The organism is Nocardia halotolerans, assembly GCF_042650145.1.
Lineage (GTDB): Bacteria > Actinomycetota > Actinomycetes > Mycobacteriales > Mycobacteriaceae > Nocardia > Nocardia halotolerans.
Genome location: NZ_JBHSDL010000038.1, coordinates 41760 through 61568, shown reverse-complemented (window position 1 = coordinate 61568; position 19809 = coordinate 41760). Strand labels below are relative to the sequence as shown.

22 protein-coding genes are annotated in these 19809 nt (G+C 67.9%); 8 read left to right on the top strand and 14 right to left on the bottom strand.

Features of this window, described 5'->3' with window-relative positions; genetic code table 11:
• Positions 1-15 precede the first annotated feature (15 nt).
• On the top strand, positions 16-1014 hold the full coding sequence (locus tag ACFO5K_RS26375) for an ABC transporter substrate-binding protein (protein WP_378568462.1): 999 nt from the start codon (positions 16-18) through the stop codon (positions 1012-1014).
• A gap of 101 nt (positions 1015-1115) precedes the next feature.
• Here the strand turns inward: ACFO5K_RS26375 and ACFO5K_RS26370 are convergent, their stop codons facing one another.
• Genes ACFO5K_RS26370 through ACFO5K_RS26360 form a run of 3 tightly spaced genes read right to left on the bottom strand, consistent with a single transcriptional unit; the run spans position 1116 to position 4005 of the window.
• Complete coding sequence (locus tag ACFO5K_RS26370) at positions 1116-2534, bottom strand: NAD(P)(+) transhydrogenase (Re/Si-specific) subunit beta (RefSeq protein WP_378568588.1); 1419 nt, start codon at positions 2532-2534, stop codon at positions 1116-1118.
• Positions 2535-2551: 17 nt separating this feature from the next.
• Positions 2552-2854 (bottom strand): NAD(P) transhydrogenase subunit alpha, encoded by a 303-nt coding sequence (locus ACFO5K_RS26365; protein WP_378568460.1) that lies wholly within the window; start codon positions 2852-2854, stop codon positions 2552-2554.
• Positions 2854-4005 (bottom strand): Re/Si-specific NAD(P)(+) transhydrogenase subunit alpha, encoded by a 1152-nt coding sequence (locus tag ACFO5K_RS26360; protein ID WP_378568458.1) that lies wholly within the window; start codon positions 4003-4005, stop codon positions 2854-2856. The genes ACFO5K_RS26365 and ACFO5K_RS26360 overlap by 1 nt, the downstream gene beginning before the upstream one ends.
• A 394-nt stretch (positions 4006-4399) precedes the next feature.
• Here ACFO5K_RS26360 and ACFO5K_RS26355 point away from each other — a divergent pair, with 394 nt between their 5' ends.
• The 3 genes from ACFO5K_RS26355 to ACFO5K_RS26345 are packed head-to-tail and all read left to right on the top strand — an operon-like array spanning position 4400 to position 6371.
• Entirely contained in the window at positions 4400-4891 is a 492-nt protein-coding gene (locus tag ACFO5K_RS26355; RefSeq protein WP_378568456.1) for an HIT family protein, read from the top strand.
• Positions 4888-5730, top strand: a complete 843-nt coding sequence (locus ACFO5K_RS26350; protein ID WP_378568454.1) for a maleylpyruvate isomerase family mycothiol-dependent enzyme — start codon at positions 4888-4890, stop codon at positions 5728-5730. The genes ACFO5K_RS26355 and ACFO5K_RS26350 overlap by 4 nt, the downstream gene beginning before the upstream one ends.
• A complete protein-coding gene (locus ACFO5K_RS26345) occupies positions 5730-6371 on the top strand; it encodes a Type 1 glutamine amidotransferase-like domain-containing protein (RefSeq protein ID WP_378568452.1) in 642 nt (213 codons plus the stop codon). Before ACFO5K_RS26350 ends, ACFO5K_RS26345 begins: the two co-directional genes overlap by 1 nt.
• Positions 6372-6469: 98 nt before the next feature.
• Here the strand turns inward: ACFO5K_RS26345 and ACFO5K_RS26340 are convergent, their stop codons facing one another.
• Both ACFO5K_RS26340 and ACFO5K_RS26335 read right to left on the bottom strand, forming a co-directional pair.
• A complete protein-coding gene (locus ACFO5K_RS26340; RefSeq protein WP_378568450.1) occupies positions 6470-7042 on the bottom strand; it encodes a GtrA family protein in 573 nt (190 codons plus the stop codon).
• A 222-nt stretch (positions 7043-7264) separates the two neighbouring features.
• Positions 7265-7567 (bottom strand): hypothetical protein, encoded by a 303-nt coding sequence (locus ACFO5K_RS26335; protein ID WP_378568448.1) that lies wholly within the window; start codon positions 7565-7567, stop codon positions 7265-7267.
• A gap of 329 nt (positions 7568-7896) precedes the next feature.
• Here ACFO5K_RS26335 and ACFO5K_RS26330 point away from each other — a divergent pair, with 329 nt between their 5' ends.
• Both ACFO5K_RS26330 and ACFO5K_RS26325 read left to right on the top strand, forming a co-directional pair.
• Positions 7897-9270: an FAD-binding oxidoreductase gene (locus ACFO5K_RS26330; RefSeq protein ID WP_378568446.1), complete on the top strand. Its 1374-nt coding sequence runs from the start codon at positions 7897-7899 to the stop codon at positions 9268-9270.
• 35 nt (positions 9271-9305) lie between these two features.
• Entirely contained in the window at positions 9306-9590 is a 285-nt protein-coding gene (locus ACFO5K_RS26325) for a GNAT family N-acetyltransferase (RefSeq protein WP_378568444.1), read from the top strand.
• 558 nt (positions 9591-10148) lie between these two features.
• Here ACFO5K_RS26325 and ACFO5K_RS26320 read toward each other — a convergent pair.
• The 5 genes from ACFO5K_RS26320 to ACFO5K_RS26300 form a co-directional block, all read right to left on the bottom strand.
• Positions 10149-11306: an acyl-CoA dehydrogenase gene (locus ACFO5K_RS26320; protein ID WP_378568442.1), complete on the bottom strand. Its 1158-nt coding sequence runs from the start codon at positions 11304-11306 to the stop codon at positions 10149-10151.
• Between the two features lie 167 nt (positions 11307-11473).
• Positions 11474-12133, bottom strand: coding sequence for a TetR family transcriptional regulator (locus ACFO5K_RS26315; protein ID WP_378568440.1), 660 nt, complete (start codon positions 12131-12133; stop codon positions 11474-11476).
• Between the two features lie 48 nt (positions 12134-12181).
• Positions 12182-12424 (bottom strand): hypothetical protein, encoded by a 243-nt coding sequence (locus tag ACFO5K_RS26310; RefSeq protein WP_378568438.1) that lies wholly within the window; start codon positions 12422-12424, stop codon positions 12182-12184.
• Positions 12425-12520: 96 nt separating this feature from the next.
• Positions 12521-13027: a 5-(carboxyamino)imidazole ribonucleotide mutase gene (purE, locus tag ACFO5K_RS26305; RefSeq protein ID WP_378568436.1), complete on the bottom strand. Its 507-nt coding sequence runs from the start codon at positions 13025-13027 to the stop codon at positions 12521-12523.
• Positions 13028-13139: 112 nt separating this feature from the next.
• Positions 13140-14363 carry a 5-(carboxyamino)imidazole ribonucleotide synthase gene (locus tag ACFO5K_RS26300; RefSeq protein ID WP_378568434.1) on the bottom strand — a complete coding sequence of 408 codons (1224 nt, stop codon included), beginning with the start codon at positions 14361-14363 and terminating at the stop codon, positions 13140-13142.
• Positions 14364-14402: 39 nt separating this feature from the next.
• On the opposite strand from ACFO5K_RS26300, the gene ACFO5K_RS26295 reads away from it, so the two are divergent.
• On the top strand, positions 14403-14945 hold the full coding sequence (locus ACFO5K_RS26295) for a GtrA family protein (RefSeq protein ID WP_378568432.1): 543 nt from the start codon (positions 14403-14405) through the stop codon (positions 14943-14945).
• Here ACFO5K_RS26295 and ACFO5K_RS26290 read toward each other — a convergent pair whose 3' ends face one another.
• The 3 genes from ACFO5K_RS26290 to ACFO5K_RS26280 are packed head-to-tail and all read right to left on the bottom strand — an operon-like array spanning position 14946 to position 17531.
• Positions 14946-16253, bottom strand: a complete 1308-nt coding sequence (locus tag ACFO5K_RS26290; protein ID WP_378568430.1) for a sensor histidine kinase — start codon at positions 16251-16253, stop codon at positions 14946-14948.
• A 5-nt stretch (positions 16254-16258) separates the two neighbouring features.
• The gene (locus ACFO5K_RS26285) at positions 16259-16957 is read right to left on the bottom strand and encodes a response regulator transcription factor (protein WP_378568428.1); all 699 of its coding nucleotides are present in this window, start codon (positions 16955-16957) and stop codon (positions 16259-16261) included.
• 40 nt (positions 16958-16997) lie between these two features.
• Positions 16998-17531 (bottom strand): PH domain-containing protein, encoded by a 534-nt coding sequence (locus ACFO5K_RS26280; RefSeq protein WP_378568426.1) that lies wholly within the window; start codon positions 17529-17531, stop codon positions 16998-17000.
• A gap of 127 nt (positions 17532-17658) precedes the next feature.
• Between ACFO5K_RS26280 and ACFO5K_RS26275 the strand changes: the two genes are divergently transcribed.
• On the top strand, positions 17659-18606 hold the full coding sequence (locus ACFO5K_RS26275) for an acyl-ACP desaturase (protein ID WP_378568424.1): 948 nt from the start codon (positions 17659-17661) through the stop codon (positions 18604-18606).
• A gap of 339 nt (positions 18607-18945) precedes the next feature.
• On the opposite strand, the gene ACFO5K_RS26270 is transcribed toward ACFO5K_RS26275, so the two are convergent.
• Positions 18946-19743 (bottom strand): biotin--[acetyl-CoA-carboxylase] ligase, encoded by a 798-nt coding sequence (locus ACFO5K_RS26270; protein WP_378568422.1) that lies wholly within the window; start codon positions 19741-19743, stop codon positions 18946-18948.
• Positions 19744-19809 lie beyond the last annotated feature (66 nt).

The following is a 19809-nucleotide window of genomic DNA, read 5'->3' as shown; positions in this document are numbered from 1 at the left end:
AGAGGAACACCTTTCATGTCAGTTCATCGAATGACGGCACGCATGCGTGCCGCCGTTGCACTCCTCACCGTCGCGATGGCCGCGACGGCAGCGGGCTGCGGCAGCTCCACCTCCGATCCGGCGGCCGACACCGGCACCCGCCAGGTGGAAACCGCCAAGGGCCTGGTCACCGTGCCCGCCGACCCGCAGCGCATCGTGGTCCTCAACGGCGCACTCGCCGGATACCTGTTCGACCTCGACGCCGAGGTGCAGGCCGCGGACCCGCGCATTCTGGGCGTCACACTCGAGCCCGGTGAGTTCCCCGCCGCCTGGGCCGCCGACGCCGAGGAGCAGGGCACCGCGGCGGTGCCCTCCGGTGACGACCTGAACTTGGAGTTCATCGCCGCGCAGCGACCCGACCTGATCATCGGCGGCGGACCGGGCTGGCCGGGACAGCAGACGATCAAGAACTACGACAAGCTCGCCGCCGTCGCGCCCACCGCGCTGGTGCCGTCGGATCTCGCCAACTGGCAGGACCAGTTGAAGTCGGTGGCCGATATCGTGAACCGCCCCGAGCAGGTGGACGGCATGATCACCGCCTACAACGACAAGGTCGAGCAGGTGAAGTCGGGACTGAAGCTGCCCGAGGGCGCGGCGGCGGTGTGGCAGTCACAGGCCGACGCCCGGCCCATCCTGCTCGCCCCCAACACCCCGCTGGCCACCCTGCTCTCCGATGTCGGCATCACCATGGACGACAAGATCGAAGCCAAGGCGGGCAACCCGGAGCGGGCAGCGGCCGGGGACTGGGTCACCTTCAGCCCCGAACTGCTGAGCACGGTCGTCGATGCGCCGGTGCTGTTCGTGATCACGCTCGACGGTGGCCGCAGCATCGCCCAGCTGAAACAGGATCCGGCGATGGCCATGCTGCCGGCCTTCCAGCAGAACCAGCTCTACGAGCTGCCCGCGGAAAGCAAGCGGCCCGACTACCGGGGCGCCATGTCGATCCTGGACTTGCTGGCAGACCACTTCAAGTGACGATCCGCATCCGGGCAACCGCGCTCGGGTCGGTGAAATAACGAAAAGGCCCCGCTGTTCGAGAAGAACAGCGGGGCCTTTCGCATACGTAGACGCGTGTCTTACAGCGCTTTCAGTTCCTCGGTGACCGCACCGACGGACTTCTTCGCATCACCGAACAGCATCGAAGTGTGGTCGGCGTAGAACAGCGGGTTGTCGATACCGGCGAAACCGGAGTTCATCGAACGCTTCAGCACGATCACGCTCTTGGCCTGGTCGACATTGAGCACCGGCATGCCGTAGATCGGGCTGGACTTGTCGTCGCGGGCCGCCGGGTTGGTGACGTCGTTGGCGCCGATCACCAGGACCACATCGGTGCGGTTGAACTCACCGTTGATGTCGTCCATTTCCTTCATCGCGTCGTAGGACACCTCGGCCTCGGCCAGCAGCACGTTCATGTGCCCGGGCATGCGACCGGCGACCGGGTGGATCGCGTACTTGACCTCGACACCCTTGTCTTCGAGCAGCAGCGCCATCTCCTTGACCGCGTGCTGGGCCTGGGCCACGGCCATACCGTAGCCGGGGACCACGATCACCTGGTTGGCGTAGGCCATCTGGATCGCCGCATCGGCGGCCGAAGTCGACTTCGCGGTCTTGACCTCACCGTCGCCCGCGCTCGCAGCGGCGCCACCGCCGCCGAAGCCACCGGCCACGATCGCGGGGATGGAACGGTTCATGGCCTTGGCCATCAGGTTGGTCAGGATGGTGCCGGACGCGCCGACGATCATGCCCGCCACGATCATCGCGGTGTTGTTCAGCGCCAGACCCGCGGCCGCGGCCGACAGCCCGGTCAGGGCGTTGAGCAGCGAGATCACCACCGGCATGTCCGCGCCACCGATGGGCAGCACCACCATCAGGCCGAGCACACCGGCCAGCACCAGCAGCGCGATCATCCACAGCTGCGAGACGCCACCGTCGCCGGCGCCCAGTCCGATCACCACGGCACACACGACCGCGCCCACGAGCAGCAGCAGGTTCAGCGGCTGCTGCAACCTGCCGATGCCGATCGGCTTGCCGGACAGGATCTCCTGCAGCTTGGCGAAGGCGATGATCGAGCCCCAGAACGAGATGGAACCGATCACGGCGGCGAACAGCGAACCGATGATGATGTGGATCGTCGGTTCTTCGTCCAGCTGGGAGAACCCGGAGCTGTCGAGGAACTCGGCCCACGCGATGAGCGCGACCGTGCCACCACCGACACCGTTGAACGCCGCGACCAGCTGCGGCATCTCGGTCATCTTGGTGCGCACGGCGGGCGGAACACCCAGTGCCACACCGACGATGAGACCGGCGGCGATGATGATCCAGTTGATCATCTCGGCATGGCGCACCGAGATCAGCGTCGCGATCACCGCGATGCCCATACCGACGGCGGCGATCTGGTTGCCGCGCACGGCCGTCTTGGGGCCGGTCAGGCCCATCAGGCCGTAGATGAACATGGAGAAGGCCACGATGTAGAGGCCGTTGACCAGGTAGGTCATGTTGTCGACTGCGTGCATCACTCGGCCGCCTTCTTCTTGCCCTTGAACATGCCGAGCATGCGGTCGGTGACCACGAAGCCACCGATCACGTTCAGCGTGCCGAACACCACGGCGACGAACAGAATGATCTGCACCAGCAGCGACGGGTCCTGCACGTTGCCGAGCACGACCAGCGCGCCGAGCACGACGATGCCGTGGATGGCGTTGGTACCCGACATCAGCGGAGTGTGCAGGGTGTTGGGGACTTTGGAGATCACGGCGAATCCGACGAACCCGGATAGCACGAGGATCGCGAGATTGGCGAAAAGCTCGGTGTACATCAGGCCTCCACGCTCGGGCTGGTCGGTTCGCTCGGCAAGCCTCGCTCACGGGTCACGCAGGAATCGGCCAGCACCTGATCGCTGAAATCAGGGGCGAGCCCACCGTCGACCAGCATCAGTTCCAGCAGGGCGGCGATGTTCTTCGAGTACAGCTCGCTGGCGTGCTCGGGCATGGTGGCGGGCAGGTTCAGCGGCGAGGCGATGGTCACCTCGTGCTTGACCACGGTCTGGCCGGGCTCGGTCAGCTCGCAGTTGCCACCGGTCTCACCGGCGAGGTCCACGATCACGCTGCCGGGCTTCATGCCCTCCACCGCGGCGGCGGTGACCAGGCGCGGGGCGGGACGGCCCGGGACCAGCGCGGTGGTGATCACCACGTCGAAGCCCTTGATGGCGTTTTCGAGCGCCTGCTGCTGCTGGGCCTTCTCGTCCTCGGTGAGTTCCCGGGCGTAGCCGCCCTCACCGGCGGCGTCGATGCCCAGGTCGAGCCACTGCGCGCCGACCGAACGCACCTGATCGGCGACCTCGGGGCGCACGTCGTAACCGGTGGTGCGACCGCCGAGGCGCTTGGCCGTGGCCAGTGCCTGCAGACCGGCGACACCGACACCGAGCACCAGCACGGTGGCCGGTTTCACGGTGCCCGCGGCGGTGGTGAGCATCGGGAAGAAGCGGGTGGATTCCGAGGCGGCGAGCAGCACGGCCTTGTAGCCGGCCACGTTGGCCTGCGAAGACAGGGCGTCCATCACCTGGGCGCGTGAGATGCGCGGAATGGCTTCCACCGCGAACGCCTGCACACCGGCGGCTTTGAGCGCCGCGATCTGGTTCTCGGCATTGCGCGGGGCCAGGAACCCGATCAGGGTCTGCCCCGACGAAAGCTTGGCCACCTCGGCATCGCTGGGCGGTGCCACCTTGACCACGACGTCGGCCGACCACGGGTCGCCGATGGTCGCACCCGCCTCGAGGTAAGCAGCATCGGGAATGAGTGCGCCGAGGCCGGCACCTGGTTCCACGACCACCTCGACACCCTGCTTGGACAGGGCCGGGATGATCTTGGGTACCAGGGCGACTCGCCGCTCACCCGCGCCGGACTCGCGAACGACTCCGACACGCGCGCCGCGCGGCGAACCCTCGCCCACGTTTTGCGTTGTCTCCACTAGTCAGACTTCCTTTTCGTGCTGGCTTCGAGCCTGGGTACAACAGTCAGCCAAAGTTACCAGTGAGTAAGTTCGGCTCAAATCCTCGCAACTGTACTCGGCTCGCGGTGAGCCTAGCCGAGATGCCCGTCACAACGGCGAACTGGACTGCTGACCATAAATCGGACAGAGCAGACATGTTCCGCCGAGAACGCCGCATCCGCACCCACCGGGCACCGGACGGCGCCCGGACAGAGATTCGTCACCGCAGGTAGGACCGGACGCCACCGAACCCGCGCCACAGGCGCCACGATCCACCCACCCACCGCGCGCCGCGACCGGGGACGTGACGCGGGTCATGCCGGGTTCACTTCGCACTGTTGCGAGATGCGGCCCACACCGTAGGGTCTGGGTGGTGAACGACTGCGTCTTCTGTCGGATCGTGGCAGGTACCGCACCGGCGACCAAGGTCTACGAGGACGACGCGGTGTGCGCGTTCCTCGACATCCGCCCCATCACCCGCGGCCACACCCTGATCGTGCCCAGAACCCACGCGACCGAACTCGACGACCTCGATCCCGAACTCGGGGCCCGGGTCTTCCGCACCGGCCATCACCTCGCGCGCGCCCTGCGCCGCAGCGGACTGGCCAGCGACGGCGCCAATCTCATCCTCAACGACGGCACCGCGGCCTTTCAAACGGTGGGCCACGTCCACCTGCATGTGGTGCCACGCAAGCACGGTGACAAACTCAGCTTCGCCAAGGGATTGCTGCTGCGCCGTCCACACGAACCGAACTCGACCGCAGCCGCGATCCGCGCGGGCATCACCGCACTGGATCAACATCCGGCACAGGATCAATCAGGCCCGCCGAACACAGCGAGCGACGCAGAAGGAGCACAGGGATGACCGACCGGACACCGCAGCGCGAGCAGCTCACCGATCTGCTCGCCCAGCAGTGGGAGGCCATCGCCCTGCTGGTGAGCGAACTCGACGAAAAGGCTTGGCGCCAGCCGTCTCCGCTACCGGGCTGGACCCTGTTCGACGTGGTGGCACATGTGATCGGAACCGAATCCTGGCTGCTCGGCCAGACCCCACCGCCGCACGACCCGTTGCGCCCCAAGACCGATGTGCGCACGCTGCCGCACGTGCGCAACGAAGTCGCCGTGCTCAACGAGATCTGGGTCGATCGACTACGCCCTCTGCCGGGCAAACGACTGCTCGCGCTCTTCGACGAGGTGACCGAGGCCCGCCGCGCCGCACTGGCCGCGATGGACGACGAGGCATGGGAAGCGCCGACGGTCTCACCGGTCGGTCAGGTGGCCTACGGGCGCTTCATGCGCGTCCGGTTGTTCGACTGCTGGATGCACGAACTCGACCTCGCCGACGGTATCGGCCGCAGTGTGAACGAGGGCGGCGCCCGTGCGGAAACCGCGTTCACCGAACTCACCCTCGGTCTGGGCCGCGCCGTGGTGAAGGGCGCCAAGGCACCCGACGGTGCCCGCATCACCCTCGACCTGACCGGCCCCGTCACCCGGCAGGTACACCTGGCCGTGGCGGGCGGGCGCGGTTCGGTACTCGACGAGGCCGACGAGGATCCGACCGCGGTGATCCGTATGGACTCCGGGCTCTTCGCCCGGTTGCGTGGTGGCCGCCGGACCGCCGCCGACCACCTCGGCGAGGTGACCTTCGAGGGCGACCGAGCGCTCGGCGAACGACTCGTCCAGAACCTGGCCTTCACCATCTGATGCGGTTGTTCCTGGCGTCCTACCGATTCGGTGCATTCGCCGACCGGCTGGCCGGGCTCGTCGGAACACCCGGACGGGTCGCGGTGATCCCGAACGCGTGCGACGCCTGGCCCGCCGCCTGGGACTCAGCGGTGGCCAGCGACGTGAAACCGTTGCAGCAACAAGGCTATTCACCCGAAGTCCTCGATTTGCGCGACTACGTCGACCAGGCCGGACGGCTGGAACGACACCTGCGGGAGTTCCCGCTGGTCTGGGTGCGCGGCGGCAACACCTTCGTCCTGCGCGCCCAATTCGCCCGCAGCGGCGCCGATTCCGTACTCACCGCGCTGTTGCGCGCGGATGCGCTGGCCTACGCGGGTTACAGCGCGGGCGCTTGCCTGCTCAGCCCCGACCTGCACGGGCTGGAGACGATGGACGACCCCGCCGAGGTGCCGCCGGCGACCGGCGTCGAAGTGCAATGGGACGGACTGGGATTGGTGGATCGACAACTCGTCGTCCACCTCGACTCGGCCACCGACCCCGACGGGGAATCGGCCGAAATGCTGGCCCGCTACCAGGCTGCCGACGTCGCGCACTGGGCACTCACCGACGACGACGTAGTCCTGGTCGACGGCGACAGCACCGAGGTCCTGCGCGGCTGATCGTGTCGACCAGCACTTCAGCCGACCAAACACCGCGTTGCTTCTGCCCGACCGAACCGGTAGCGGTAGCGGTTCGACCGCGAGGCGCGAGGTAGCGATCAGGCGGAGCCCGGACCGATTCGGCTGCGCGGTCCCGATCGACGGCTCACGTCGGCAGCCGATCCCGCCAGCGGCTCCGCGGGCACCGATGCGGCGACCGGCCGGACCCGGAACACCACCCAGCGCATCGCGCAGTACATGTACACCGCCTCACAACCGCCGGCCAGCACCCGCGCCAGGTGGTAGTCCACGCCGAATGCGGTGAGCACCGAGGAGACGCCGAGGATGAACGCCAGATAGTTCACCGCCACCACGCACACGTACACCGCGGCCTGCCTGCCCATCGGCGCGTGGGAGTGGAAGTTGAAGGTGCGGTTGAGCCAGAAACTCAATCCGAACGCCACGATGTAGGCCAGGGTGACCGCCAGCCACACCGGCAGACCGAACCCGCCGTGCAGCAGGGTGAGCAACAGCAGGTCGACAGCGAAAGTGAAGCTGTTGATCAGCGCGAACCCGAGAAAAGTCGCCGGAACGTACCGGTGCAGACCCCACGGCAGCCGCGCCACCACCCCCTCACACCAGCGGGCGAACCGGTCGGCCACCGACTCGGTGACACTCCCCTGCTGCTCCACCCGCCTCAGCGTGCCAGCGGCAGGTGACGTGCGGGTGAGCGGTTGGCAAACAGGCACGTCACGCGGGGTCTGCACGCCCTTCACGGGCGCCCGGTGCCCGAGGCGACGGCATGACAGGAAATCGACGGCCCGGCCATCCACGGATCACCACGACAGGGAACTGCCCGCCGAACTTCAGGCTCCGTTGATCTCGACCGGTTCGGCGTCTCGCATTCCCAGCCGTCAACCGCCGACGGCCGCGGCCGGACCCGCTTCCAGGGTTGCCCAGGCCGCGAGGCAGCGGCGGCGGGTGAACTCGTCGGCCTCGGCGAGGAGCGCGTCGCGCAGCAGCCGGGGCTCAGCCGTCCAGCAGTCGGCGATGTCGGCAAGGGTCGTGCGACCGAACAGTCCGGTCGCCTCCAGCGCCGAGAGCCATTCGTCGTGTTCGCCGGCATGGACGCGCCGCATCGCGTCGGCGTCGATGTCGGCGAACTCTGCGGCCAACAGCCCCTCGACCAGCTCGGCCCGATCCCGCGGTTCCCTCATGATCCGATTCCTCCCTGCGAAAAATGGTCCGACACAACGGCTTCGCGTGCAGTGATGCGCAGGCAACGGAACAAGAAATCACGCCCGACGTGACGCGAACACGCCTCCCCCAGCATTGTGACCGCTCGGACGCCGTATACACCAACGGGGCGCGCCGGATCACAGTCATGCACATATTCACTTGTCCCCTCGCACACCGAATCTGGACGAGCGACCACCAGGCTCCAGTGGATTTTCCTTCTCGACAGATGCTTACGTGAAAGCCTGATGGTCAAGCGACCAGTGCCGAAGTCGGCCGCGTGAGGGGGTGGTGGGGTTAGCGTTGGGGGATGGACGGGCGCAGGGTGGGTGTCGGGTCGTTGGTTTCGGAGGTATCGGCGGGGGCTGTGGTGGTCGATCCCGATGTTTTGGCGGGGTATCGGCAGGATTGGGCTCGGGATCCCGGGGCGGGGACGCCGGTGGCGGTGGTGCGGGCGCGTAGTACCGCTGATGTGGCCGCCACGCTGCGGTGGGCGCACGCGAACCGGGTGCCGGTGGTGCCGCGTGGTGCCGGATCGGGGCTTTCCGGCGGGGCCACCGCGGTGGACGGGGGGATCGTGCTCAGTACCGAGTTGATGCGCGACATCCGCGTCGACGCGGTGACACGGACCGCCGTGGTGCAACCGGGGCTGCTCAACGCCGAGGTGAAACGGGCCGTCGCCGCCGAGGGACTCTGGTATCCGCCGGACCCGTCCTCGTTCGAGATATGCACGATCGGCGGCAACGCGGCCACCAACGCCGGTGGCCTGTGCTGCGTGAAATACGGCGTGACCACCGACTACGTACTCGGCATGGAAGTGGTGCTCGCGGACGGGACGGTGGTGCGGCTCGGCGGGGCACGACTGAAGGACTCGGCCGGGTTGTCGCTGACCAAACTTTTCGTCGGCAGCGAAGGCACGCTGGGGGTGATCACCGAACTCACCCTGCGACTGCTGCCGGCCCAACCGCCGCAGGCCACCGTCGTCGCGAGTTTCGCCACGCTCGGCGCCGCCACCGACGCCATCCTGGCCATCACCTCGGCGCTGCGGCCCGCCATGCTCGAGTTCATGGACACCGTGGCGATCAACGCCGTCGAAGACGAGATGCGGATGGGATTGGACCGCACCGCGGCCGCGCTGCTCGTCGCCCGCTCGGATGCGCCGGGCGAATTCGCCGCCCACGAAGCGCGGACGATGGCCGAACTGTGCGAACAGGCCGGGACCACCGAGGTCTTCCGGACCGAAGACCCCGCCGAGGGCGAAGCCTTCACCGCGGCAAGACGTTTCGCCATCCCCGCGGTGGAGAGAATCGGTCCGCTGCTGCTCGAGGACGTCGGTGTACCGCTGCCCCGGCTCGGCGAACTGATCGCCGGCGTCACCGCCATCGGCGAACGCAACGACGTGCTGGTCTCGATCATCGCCCACGCCGGCGACGGCAACACCCACCCGCTGATCGTGCACGACCCCACCGACCCCGACAACACCGCCCGCGCCCACCGTGCCTTCGGCGAGATCATGGACCTCGCCATCACCCTCGGCGGCACGATCACGGGCGAACACGGAGTCGGCCGGCTGAAGAAGGCGTGGCTACCGAACCAGGTCGGCCCCGAGGTGATGGCCCTGACCCGACGCATCAAGGACGCGCTGGACCCGGAAGGCATTCTCAACCCCGGCGCGGTCCTGTAGGAACATCACGGCACGGCCCCGGGTTAGCATCCGGTATGACCACCAGGCTCGAACACAACGTCGCCGACACCCGCTACGAGATCTACCACGACGACGTCCTCGCGGGCTACGCCGACTACGCCGAACGCGAAGACACCAAAGTCCGCGACTTCCACCACACCATGACCTTCCCGGAGTTCCGGGGCCGCGGGGTCGCCGCCGACGTCGTGAAATACGGCCTCGACGACTCCCGCACCAACGGCTACCAGGTCATCCCCACCTGCTGGTACGTCGAAAAGTACATCGCCGAACACCCCGAATACGCCGACCTCGTCGGCTGATCAGCGCGCCGACTCGATCACAGCCGTCCACTCGCCGCTGTCCTCATGGCCCGGCCAGTGACGCCTAGCCCGAATTGGGCGGAGGTCCCACCGCCGAAACGATCGTTCCCGTCGAATCGACACTCACCCGCCAGTCGATATCGCCGCGCGTGTCGTGCATCACCGGTCGTTGACCTGAAGTGAAGTCGAGGTGGTGAAGGTCTGGCAACGCGGTTTCACCCTCGACGGCGAGCTGTGGGGCCAGGGGACGCCGATGTATGTGATGACGCAAGAAGACGGCGCCTGGATGCTCACTGCCAATCAGAACACCGCCGTAGCGACAGACCGACACCACCGGTCATCACGTCGTCGACAACAGCGCCCTCGACCCCGGCTCACTCCCGCCGGACCTGCTACAACTCGAACCGTTGCGGCCGTGCCGGGATCTCAGATGCCGCCATCAACCAATGGCTTCGCGCCGCGCAGTTGCCGCTGGCGAAAGCTGTTCGGGCGCAAATGAAGGCAAAAGCCCCCGGCAGGAATCCTGCCGGGGGCCAAAGGTTTCGCGTCGGCGAGGGATCAGCGCAGGAGCTGGCGGCTCATCACCAGGCGCTGGATCTGGTTGGTGCCCTCGTAGATCTGGGTGATCTTGGCGTCGCGCATCATGCGCTCGACCGGGAAGTCGGTGGTGTAGCCGGCGCCACCGAAGAGCTGGACGGCGTTGGTGGTGACTTCCATGGCCACATCGGAGGCGAAGCACTTGGCGGCGGCGGAGATGAAGCCGAGGTTCTTCTCGCCGCGCTCGGCGCGGGCCGCGGAGGTGTAGACCATGAGGCGGGCGGCCTCGACCTTCATCGCCATGTCGGCGATCATGAACTGGGTGTTCTGGAAGTCGGCGATGGCCTTGCCGAACTGCTTGCGGTCCTTGGTGTAGGCGATCGCGGCGTCGAGCGCACCCTGGGCCAGGCCGACGGCCTGCGCGCCGATGGTCGGGCGGGTGTGGTCGAGGGTCTGCAGTGCGGTCTTGAAGCCGGTGCCGGGCTCGCCGATGATGCGGTCGCCGGGGATGCGGCAGTTCTCGAAGTACAGCTCGGCCGTCGGCGAACCCTTGATGCCCAGCTTGTGCTCGAGCGGGCCGACGACGAAGCCCTCGTCGTCCTTGTGGACCATGAACGCGGAGATGCCGTTGGCGCCCTTGTCGGCGTCGGTCACCGCCATCACGGTGTACCACTCGGACTTGCCGCCGTTGGTGATCCAGCACTTGGAGCCGTTGAGTACCCAGTCGTCGCCGTCGGCCTTGGCGCGGGTGCGCATGGCGGCGGCGTCGGAGCCGGCCTCACGCTCGGACAGACAGTAGGAGGCCATCTTGCCCTCGACGAGGTCGCCGAGCACCTTCTGCTTCAGCTCTTCGGAACCGTTGAGGATCAGGCCCATGGTGCCGAGCTTGTTCACGGCCGGGATCAGCGACGAGGAACCGCAGACGCGCGCGACTTCCTCGATCACGATGCAGGTGGCGACCGAGTCGGCGCCCTGGCCGCCGTAGGCCTCGGGCACGTGCACGGCGTTGAAGCCGGCGGCGTTGAGGGCGGTCAGCGCCTCCTCAGGGAACCGGGCGTCACCGTCGACGTCCTTGGCGTAGGGCGCGATCTCCTTCTCGGCCAGGCCGCGGATGGCCTGACGAAGCTCGTCGTGGAAGTCCTCGAGCTTGAACAGGTCGAAATCGGGGTTTCCAGCCATCGGGGGCACACTCCTGGTCGTGGTGGTGATCGCTGCGGTCTCACAGCGTTCTGCTTCGGCACGCAGTGCCAGTCCATTGAGGATTATACGCGCGGCACTCTGCCATTACATGGGGATATACCGATGGCACTCAGTGTCACACTGGACTGCTGCGGCCTGGGCGGCGGTCACAGGCTATCGAGCCGGGTGGCGAGCAGATCGGCCACCCGGCGAGGCGGCATGTCGCGGGGAAACACCGCGACCACCATGTCGTCGGTGGCGGACCGCTCGCGCCTGCCGCGCGGGATCAACGCCAGTTCGGCCCGCAGGTCACCCACCGCGGCACCGGACTCCCCGCGCACCATGCGGCGCAGCAGATAGTTGTGCGTGGCCGTCACCGCGGCCGTGAACTGCACCCGCGCCAGGTCCGGTGTGTCCGGCAGCCGTTCGCGCAGGAACTCGGTGAACAACCGCTCGTACCGGAACACCGTGACGATCTCGCGCTCCCGCAACGCGGGCACCCGCCGCACCACCTGATACCGGCGCGCGGCGATGTCACGCCACTGCGTGAACCGCTCGAACACCCCGAGCACGGCCTCGCACACCGCATCCCACGGATCACCGGTGACCTGCTCGAGAAACTCCTGCGCCGAAACCAGCTGGAATTCGTGATCGGCGAAGATCACATCCTCTTTGGACCGGAACTGCCGAAAGAACGTCCGCCGCGAAATCCCCGCCGCCACCGCGATCTCGTCCACCGTGGTCGCCTCGTACCCCCGCTCGGCGAACAACCGCAACGCCTGATCAACCACGGTAAGCCGAAACTGCGCCGCATCATCGTGTGCCACGGACGTCAACCGTAGTCACCGACGTACAGCCATCTCACCCGAGGAGGTTCACTCTCCGAACAATTGATCCACCGAGGAGACATCCAAAGACCGGCGCAGCCACGTGTCCAACTGGGCATCGTCATCACAATCCCGGATCCGCTCCGCCGCCTCGTCGCTGACGACAACGCCGCGGTGCCCCAGAATCATCAGCACGTCTTCGACACGCCCCTCCGCACGCCCCTGAGCCCGTCCTTGCGCCCGGAGCTTCTGTGCGGATTCGGAACGGAAGAACGAGAGATCGACTGCCATGTACTTCCTCCAGGTCTACGTCCGAAAACACGGCGGGGTCATCACAATTCGGCAAGTCGGGCAGACCGGTCGCGCGGCGGGCGACCGGCGGGCCGATCAGCCGAGGAGTTTGGTGCGCAGGGCTTCATCTTTGGCGAGGACCATCTTTTCCAGTCCGGCCTGGAAATTTTCCATGCGGGTGCGCAGGGCCGGGTCGTGGGCGGCGAGGATGCGGACGGCGAGGAGGCCGGCGTTGCGGGCGCCGCCGATGGAGACGGTGGCTACCGGGACGCCTGCGGGCATCTGGACGATGGAGAGCAGGGAATCCATGCCGTCGAGGTATTTCAGGGGGACGGGGACGCCGATGACCGGCAAGGGGGTGGCGGAGGCGACCATGCCGGGCAGGTGGGCGGCGCCGCCCGCGCCGGCGATGACGACCTGGAGGCCGCGACCGGCTGCTTCACGGGCGTAGTCGAGCATGCGCTGGGGGGTGCGGTGCGCCGAGACGACGCCGACCTCGAAGCGGATGCCGAATTCGGCCAGGGCCTCGGCGGCGGCTTCCATGGTGGGCCAGTCGGAGTCGCTGCCCATGATCAGGCCGACCTGTGGTCCGGGGGTGCTCATCTGCGTTCCTTTCGGCGGGTGTGCGGTGCGCTGGGCTGTCGTAGCGGGTGAGCGGGACGGCGAGCGCACACCGTTGTGGTCCGCTCGCCCGGACGGTCGGTGTGCTCGCCGGTCACTCGCCGTGCGGGTCCCAACCGTCGGTCCAGACCGCGTGCGACATCCAGTGCGCCGCCCGCTCGGCTCGCTCGCGCACCTCGGTCACCTCGTCGCCGAGGATGTTGATGTGGCCGATCTTGCGATCCGGGCGTTCACCCTTGCCGTAGAGATGGACCTTGGCTTCGGGCAGGCGGGCGAACAGGTGGTGCAGGCGTTCGTCCATCGACATCGCGGGCGCCTCGGGCGCACCGAGAATGTTGGCCATCACCGTCACCGGGGCCAGCGGGGTGGTGTCGCCGAGCGGGTAGTCGAGCACGGCACGCAGGTGCTGTTCGAACTGGCCGGTGCGGGCGCCGTCCATGCCCCAGTGCCCGGAGTTGTGCGGGCGCATGGCGAGCTCGTTCACCAATAGTTCGCCGTCGTGGGTTTCGAACAGTTCGACAGCCATCACGCCCACCACTCCGAGCCCGGCCGCCAGCTCCAGCGCCATCGTCTCCGCGCGGGCGGCGACGTCTTCGTGCAGGTCGGGGGCGGGGGCGAGCACCACGGCGCACTGCCCGTTGCGCTGCACGGTCTCGACGACGGGCCAGGTCGCGGCCTGCCCGAACGGCGAGCGCGCCACCATCGCCGACAGCTCACGGCGCAGATCCACCTTCGCCTCGGCCAGCAGCTGCACCCCGTGGGCGAGCTGGTCGGTGACCAGGCGCGCGGCCTCGTCGGCGTCGGCGGGCATCCAGACCCCGCGACCGTCGTACCCGCCGCGCACGGCCTTGAGCACGAACGGCCAGCCGTGCGCGTCGCCGAAGGCGATGGCGTCGGCCGGCGAGGTGACCTCGACGAAGGCGGGCACCGGCAGACCCAGCGCGGACAGCTTGGTGCGCATGGCCAGCTTGTCCTGGGCGAAGATCAGCGCCTGCGGCGGCGGCGCGACGTTCACCCCCTCGGCGACGAGCACCTCGAGGTGCTCGGTCGGCACGTGCTCGTGGTCGAAGGTCAGCGCGTGCGAGCCCTGGGCGGCCGCACGCAGCGCGGACAGGTCGTCGTGGCTGCCGAACACCACATCGGGGGTGACCTGTGCGGCCGGGTCACCGGGGCGCTCGGCGAGCACCCGTAGACGCTGGCCGAGGGCGATCGCGGCCTGGTGCGTCATGCGCGCGAGCTGGCCCCCACCGACCATCGTGACGGTGGGCATGGCTGAGGTATCGAACGAACGTGCACTCACGTCGTGCAATGTTGTCATGTCGAATGCGAATCTCCACTACCGGTACACTCAGAACTCGTGTCAATCGTCGACGACGTGGTCAGCGTCCTTCCCCCGCGCCTGCGCGAGAGCGCACTCCGGCATAAAGAGCTGATCAAGTTCGCCATCGTCGGCGCGACGACGTTCGTGATCGACAGCGGCCTGTTCTACCTCCTGAAATGGACCGTTCTTTCGGAGAAACCGGTCACCGCCAAGATCATTTCCGGGGTGGTCGCGGTGATCGCGTCCTATGTGCTCAACCGGGAATGGTCGTTCAAGAATCGCGGCGGACGCGAGAAACATCACGAGGCACTGCTGTTCTTCGGCGTCAGCGGGATCGGCGTGGTGCTGAGCAACATCCCGCTGTGGATCTCGAGTTACGTCTTCGATCTGCGGCAGCCGAATGTGAGTTTCCTGGCCGAGAACGTCGCCGACTTCGTGAGCGCTTTCGTGATCGGCAACCTGCTGCAGATGGCGTTCCGGTTCTGGGCGATGCGGCGCTGGGTGTTCCCCGACGAGATGGACGAGATCGTCGCCGAGCTCGAAGAGCTCATCGAGGAAGAACACCTCGGCCACAGCTAGTCAGCGCGGCTCGGTGAGCGTGGCGGTCTGGCCGCGGTTGGGTTTGGACCCGAGGAACACCGCGAACAGCGCCGGACGCCGCCGCTGCAGCTCCAACCGGCCACCGTCGGCCTCCACCAGTGCGCGGGCCAGCGCCAGGCCCACACCGGTGGAACCACCGGCCGAGAAACCGCGGTCGAAGACGTGCGGTGCCAGTTCGTCGCGGATACCTTCGCCCTCGTCGGCGACCTCCACGCAGATCAGCGGGTCGCGCGAGCTCATGCTGGACACGGTGCGCACCGAGACCGTGCAGGTGCCCGCGCCGTGCCACAGGGCGTTGTCGACCAGCACCGCCACGGCCTCGCGCAGCCGGGAACCGGTGATGGGCGCCCGCAGGGATTCGTCGCCGATCAGGCTCAGTTCGCGGCCCGCCTCGGTGAACGGGTGGGTCCATTCGGCCACCACGCCGCGCAGTTCCGCCATCACCGGGACAGGGTCGCGGTCGGTGGCGTCCTCGTCGCGGGAGGCGCGCACCAGGTCGTCGATGGCCTCGGTGAGCCGGTCGACCTGGGCCATCGCCTCTTCGGCCTCGTGCACCACCTCCGGGTCGGCGTGGGTGGACAGCTCGTCCAGGCGCAGGCGCACCGCGGTCAGGCGGCTGCGCAACTGATGGGAGACGTCGGCGACCAGGGCGTGCTCGCGTTGCAGCCGGCCCGCGATCTCGACGGTGGCCGAATCGAGCACATCGGAGACGCGATCGAGTTCGGCGATGCCGTGGCGGCGCGGGTCGGGACGGAAGTCGCCCATCGCCAGGCGGGCGGCGCGAGCGGCGACATCGCGCAGCGGGTCGGCGACCCGGCGCGCGGTGACCACCGCCACCGAGAACGCGGCCCCGAGCGAGGCGAGCACGGCCAGCGCCACCGCGGCCACCGCCTGCTCCTGGCGGGCGTGCATCGGTCCGGCGGGCACTTCCAGCCGCAGCGAACCGGAGGTGCCCATCGACAGCGATTCGATCAGCGGATCGTCGACCCGGGCGACGCCGATGTCGGTGCGCGCGGCGTTGTCGGTGGGAGTGGGATAGACGATGGTCAGCTTCCCACCGGCCGGGACCAGTGCGCGGATGGCCCGCACGTCGAGTCCGTCGTGGACGAGACCGTCGAGGCGTTCCTGGTCGATCACCTCGGCGGCGACGCGTTCCAGGCGGCTCTGCAGGTCGTTGCGGGTGATGTCCTCGACCCACAGCCAGGCGGTGTAGATCAGCGGCACGCCGAGCACCACCGTGGTGATGGTGAGCACGGTGAGGATCGAACGCAGGATGCGGCGGCGCACGACCCTCAGCCTCGGTGCGCCGACGGTCCGTCGGTGTTCAACCGGAACCCGACACCACGCACGGTGACGATGCGCCGCTCGGCCATCGGCCCCTCGTCGCCGATCTTGCGACGCAACCAGGACATGTGCATGTCGAGGGTCTTGGAGCCGCGCAGATCGGCGTCGCCCCACACCTCGCGCAGAATGGTCTCGCGCCCCACGACCTGACCGGCGCGGTCGATGAGCACCTTGAGCAGCTCGTACTCCTTGTTGGCCAGGTTCACCTCGGAGCCGTTGACCAGCACGCGGCGCGCGGCCGGTTCCAGCCGGATGCCGCCGACCTCCACCGCGTCGTCACCGATCCCGCTGCGCCGCAACAGGGCCCGCACCCGGGCCAGCAGTTCGGCCAGCCGGAACGGTTTACCGACGTAGTCGTCGGCGCCGGCATCGAGGCCCACCACGAAGTCGACTTCGTCGGTGCGCGCGGTGAGCATCAGCACCGCCAGGTCGGCGCCGCTGGCCCGGACCTGCCTGCACACCTCCAGCCCGTCCATGCCGGGCAGGCCGAGATCGAGGATCAGCAGGTCGTGGCCGCCTTCGAGGGCGCGGCGCAGCACCGCGGGGCCGAAGCTCTCGACGGTCACGGTGTAGCCCTCGCGCCCCAGCGCCCGCGACAGGGGTGCGGCGATCGCCTCGTCGTCTTCGGCCAGCAGTACTGCGGTCATGTGCACAGGTTAAGTGCTCTCGACAGAGTGCTCGGGCAGCTCACTGATAGCCGCCGCCCCAGTGCTGCTCGCTGGTGGAGCGGCCCGCTTCGAAAACCTGGTGGTAGAGCAGCGAATGCACCTGCTGCACCTGGGGGATGTCGTCGTATTCGAGCGGCTCCTCCGACGAGGAACCGATGATCAGCGTGCCGGTGCCCAGCAGCCGGTCGAAGACGCCGTGGCTGAACTGCACACTGGAGATGCGGCTGAGCGGGATGTCGATCCCGGTGTGGGTGATCACGCCCTGGCGCACCAGCACCCGCCGTTCGGTGACGATGAAATGCGTCGACTTCCAGGCGATCACCTGCGCGATCACCCGCCACACCAGCAGCCCGGTCCACACCAGCCCGATCAGCAGCAGCAGCACGGTGCGCACGTTGCCGGTGGTGTTGCGCCAGACGAGGCCACCGAGGAAACCGGCCAGCGCGGTGGCCACGATGAGGGTGACGACCGGCCACACCAGCATCTTCCAATGCGGGTGGCGGTGCAGGATCAGCTGCTCGTCGGGCGCGAGAACATCCTCCGGGTAACCCATATCCGCACAGTACCGCGCTGGCACACCGCATTTCTCGATGCCACGGCCGAGGCGATACTGTGGCTTCCGCGCTAGAAGCCAGGTTTTGCCCATATCTGCTTGCTCGACACCGACAGTGGAGGCACGCGTGACCAAAGCTCTGACTCAGCTCGAAATCCTCACCGCCCTCGAACCGGTGGCCGCGGACAATCTCAATCGGCACCTGACCATCGCCAGGGACTGGAATCCACACGACTACGTGCCGTGGGACGAAGGTCGCAATTTCGCCGCGATGGGCGGAATCGATTGGGAGCCAGGTCAATCCAAGCTCACCGATGTCGCCAAGGCGGCAATGATCACCAACCTGCTCACCGAGGACAATCTGCCCTCCTACCACCGCGAGATCGCCGAGAACTTCTCCCAGGACGGCGCCTGGGGCACCTGGGTGGGCCGCTGGACCGCCGAGGAGAACCGGCACGGAATCGTCATCCGCGACTATCTGGTCGTGACCCGCGGCGTGGACCCGGTGGCGCTGGAGAACGCGCGGATGGTGCACATGACCCAGGGCGCGCACGCACCGGCCAACTGGGGCGGCTTCCTGGTCAACGTCGCGTACGTGACCTTCCAGGAGCTGGCCACCCGCGTGAGCCACCGCAACACCGGCCGCGTCTGCGACGACCCGATCGCCGACCGCATGCTGGCGCGCGTGGCCACCGACGAGAACCTGCACATGATCTTCTACCGCAACCTGTGCGCGGCGGCGCTGGACCTGGTGCCCGATCAGGCGATGCCCGCGATCACCAAAGTGCTCACCAACTTTCAGATGCCCGGCGCGGGTATGCCGAACTGGCGGCGCAACGGCGTGCTGATGGCCAAGCACGGCATCTACGACCTGCGCCAGCACCTCGACGAGGTAGTCCTGCCGGTACTCAAGCAGTGGAACATCTTCGGCCGCAACGATTTCGGCCCACAGGGCGAAGCGGCACGCGAGGAACTCGGGCAGTTCCTGGCACAGCTGGAAAAGGACGTGCTGAAGTTCGAAGAGCAGCGCGACCGGCTGCTGGCCCGCGAGCGCGAGGTCGCCGAACGCAACTGAGCCGGGGCCGCCTCACGCTGACAACCGACCATAGGGAGCGTTCGCGGCCCGGCCAGTCGGTCACCACCGGGAGCGATCGCTGCCCGAGCGTTGGCCCATGCCACGGGAGCGTTCGCCAGCCGACCGTTGGCCAGGACAGGGAGCGTTCGCTACCCAACAGTCAGTCAGGCGACGGCGAGCGTTCGCTACCCAACAGTCGGTCAGGACAAGGAGCGTTCGCGGCCCGGCCCGTCGGTCAGGTGCCGTGGCGTAGGCGACGAAGGAGCAAGCCACAGTGCCTGACCGACGGGCCACCAGGGGGCCGCGAACACGCGGCACCAGCCGCCATAAACACAGCCATCAATACTGCCCGCGCAGGTGGGTCACATCGCCCGCGGACACCGCTTCGTCGCCGATCAGCAGTCTGCCGGTGTCGTCCACCCCGGTGGCCACGCCGGTGACGATCTTGCCGCCGGGCAGTTCGGCGCGTACATCCATCCCGATGGTGGCGCAGCGCTCCCGGTAGGCCGTGGCGAGCTCGGCCGTCGCCCAGCCCGCCCGCTCCCAGTCGGTGAACCGGCGCGCGAACTCGGTGAGGATCGCCGCCGCCAAGTCGGTGCGGTCGGTGGTCTGCGCTCCGGCCAATGCGAGCGAGGTGGCGTGCGGCACCGGCAGCTCCGACTCGTCGAGGTCGACGTTGAGGCCCACCCCGACCACCACGGCGGGCGCGACACCGGTGGCGGCGACCTCGGCCAGGATGCCGGCGAGTTTGCGGTTGTCGAGCAGCACGTCGTTGGGCCACTTCAGTTCCGGGGCCAGACCGGCGGTGCCGCGCAGCGCGTCGACCACCGCGATGCCGGTGAGCAACGGCAGCCAGCCGAGGGCGGCCGGATCGATGCCGGGCAGGCGCACCAGAATCGACAGCGAGATCTGCGCGTGTGGCGGGCTCACCCATGAACGGGCGTGTCTGCCCCGGCCGCTGACCTGTTCCTCGGCCAGCAGCGCCTGGCGATCGACGTTCGGGTCGGTGGCCCGGGCGACCAGATCGGCGTTGGTCGACCCGGTCGACTCGACCACATCGATGCGGTCGAAGAACACCGGCGCCGGGGAGACGAGTGAGCCGCGCAGCCGCTGCGCATCGATCGGTTCCCTGTTCATCCCTGGCACGCTACCCGCCGCCCCGGGCAACGATCGGCACCACACAGCGGGCCCGCGGGAGCGAAT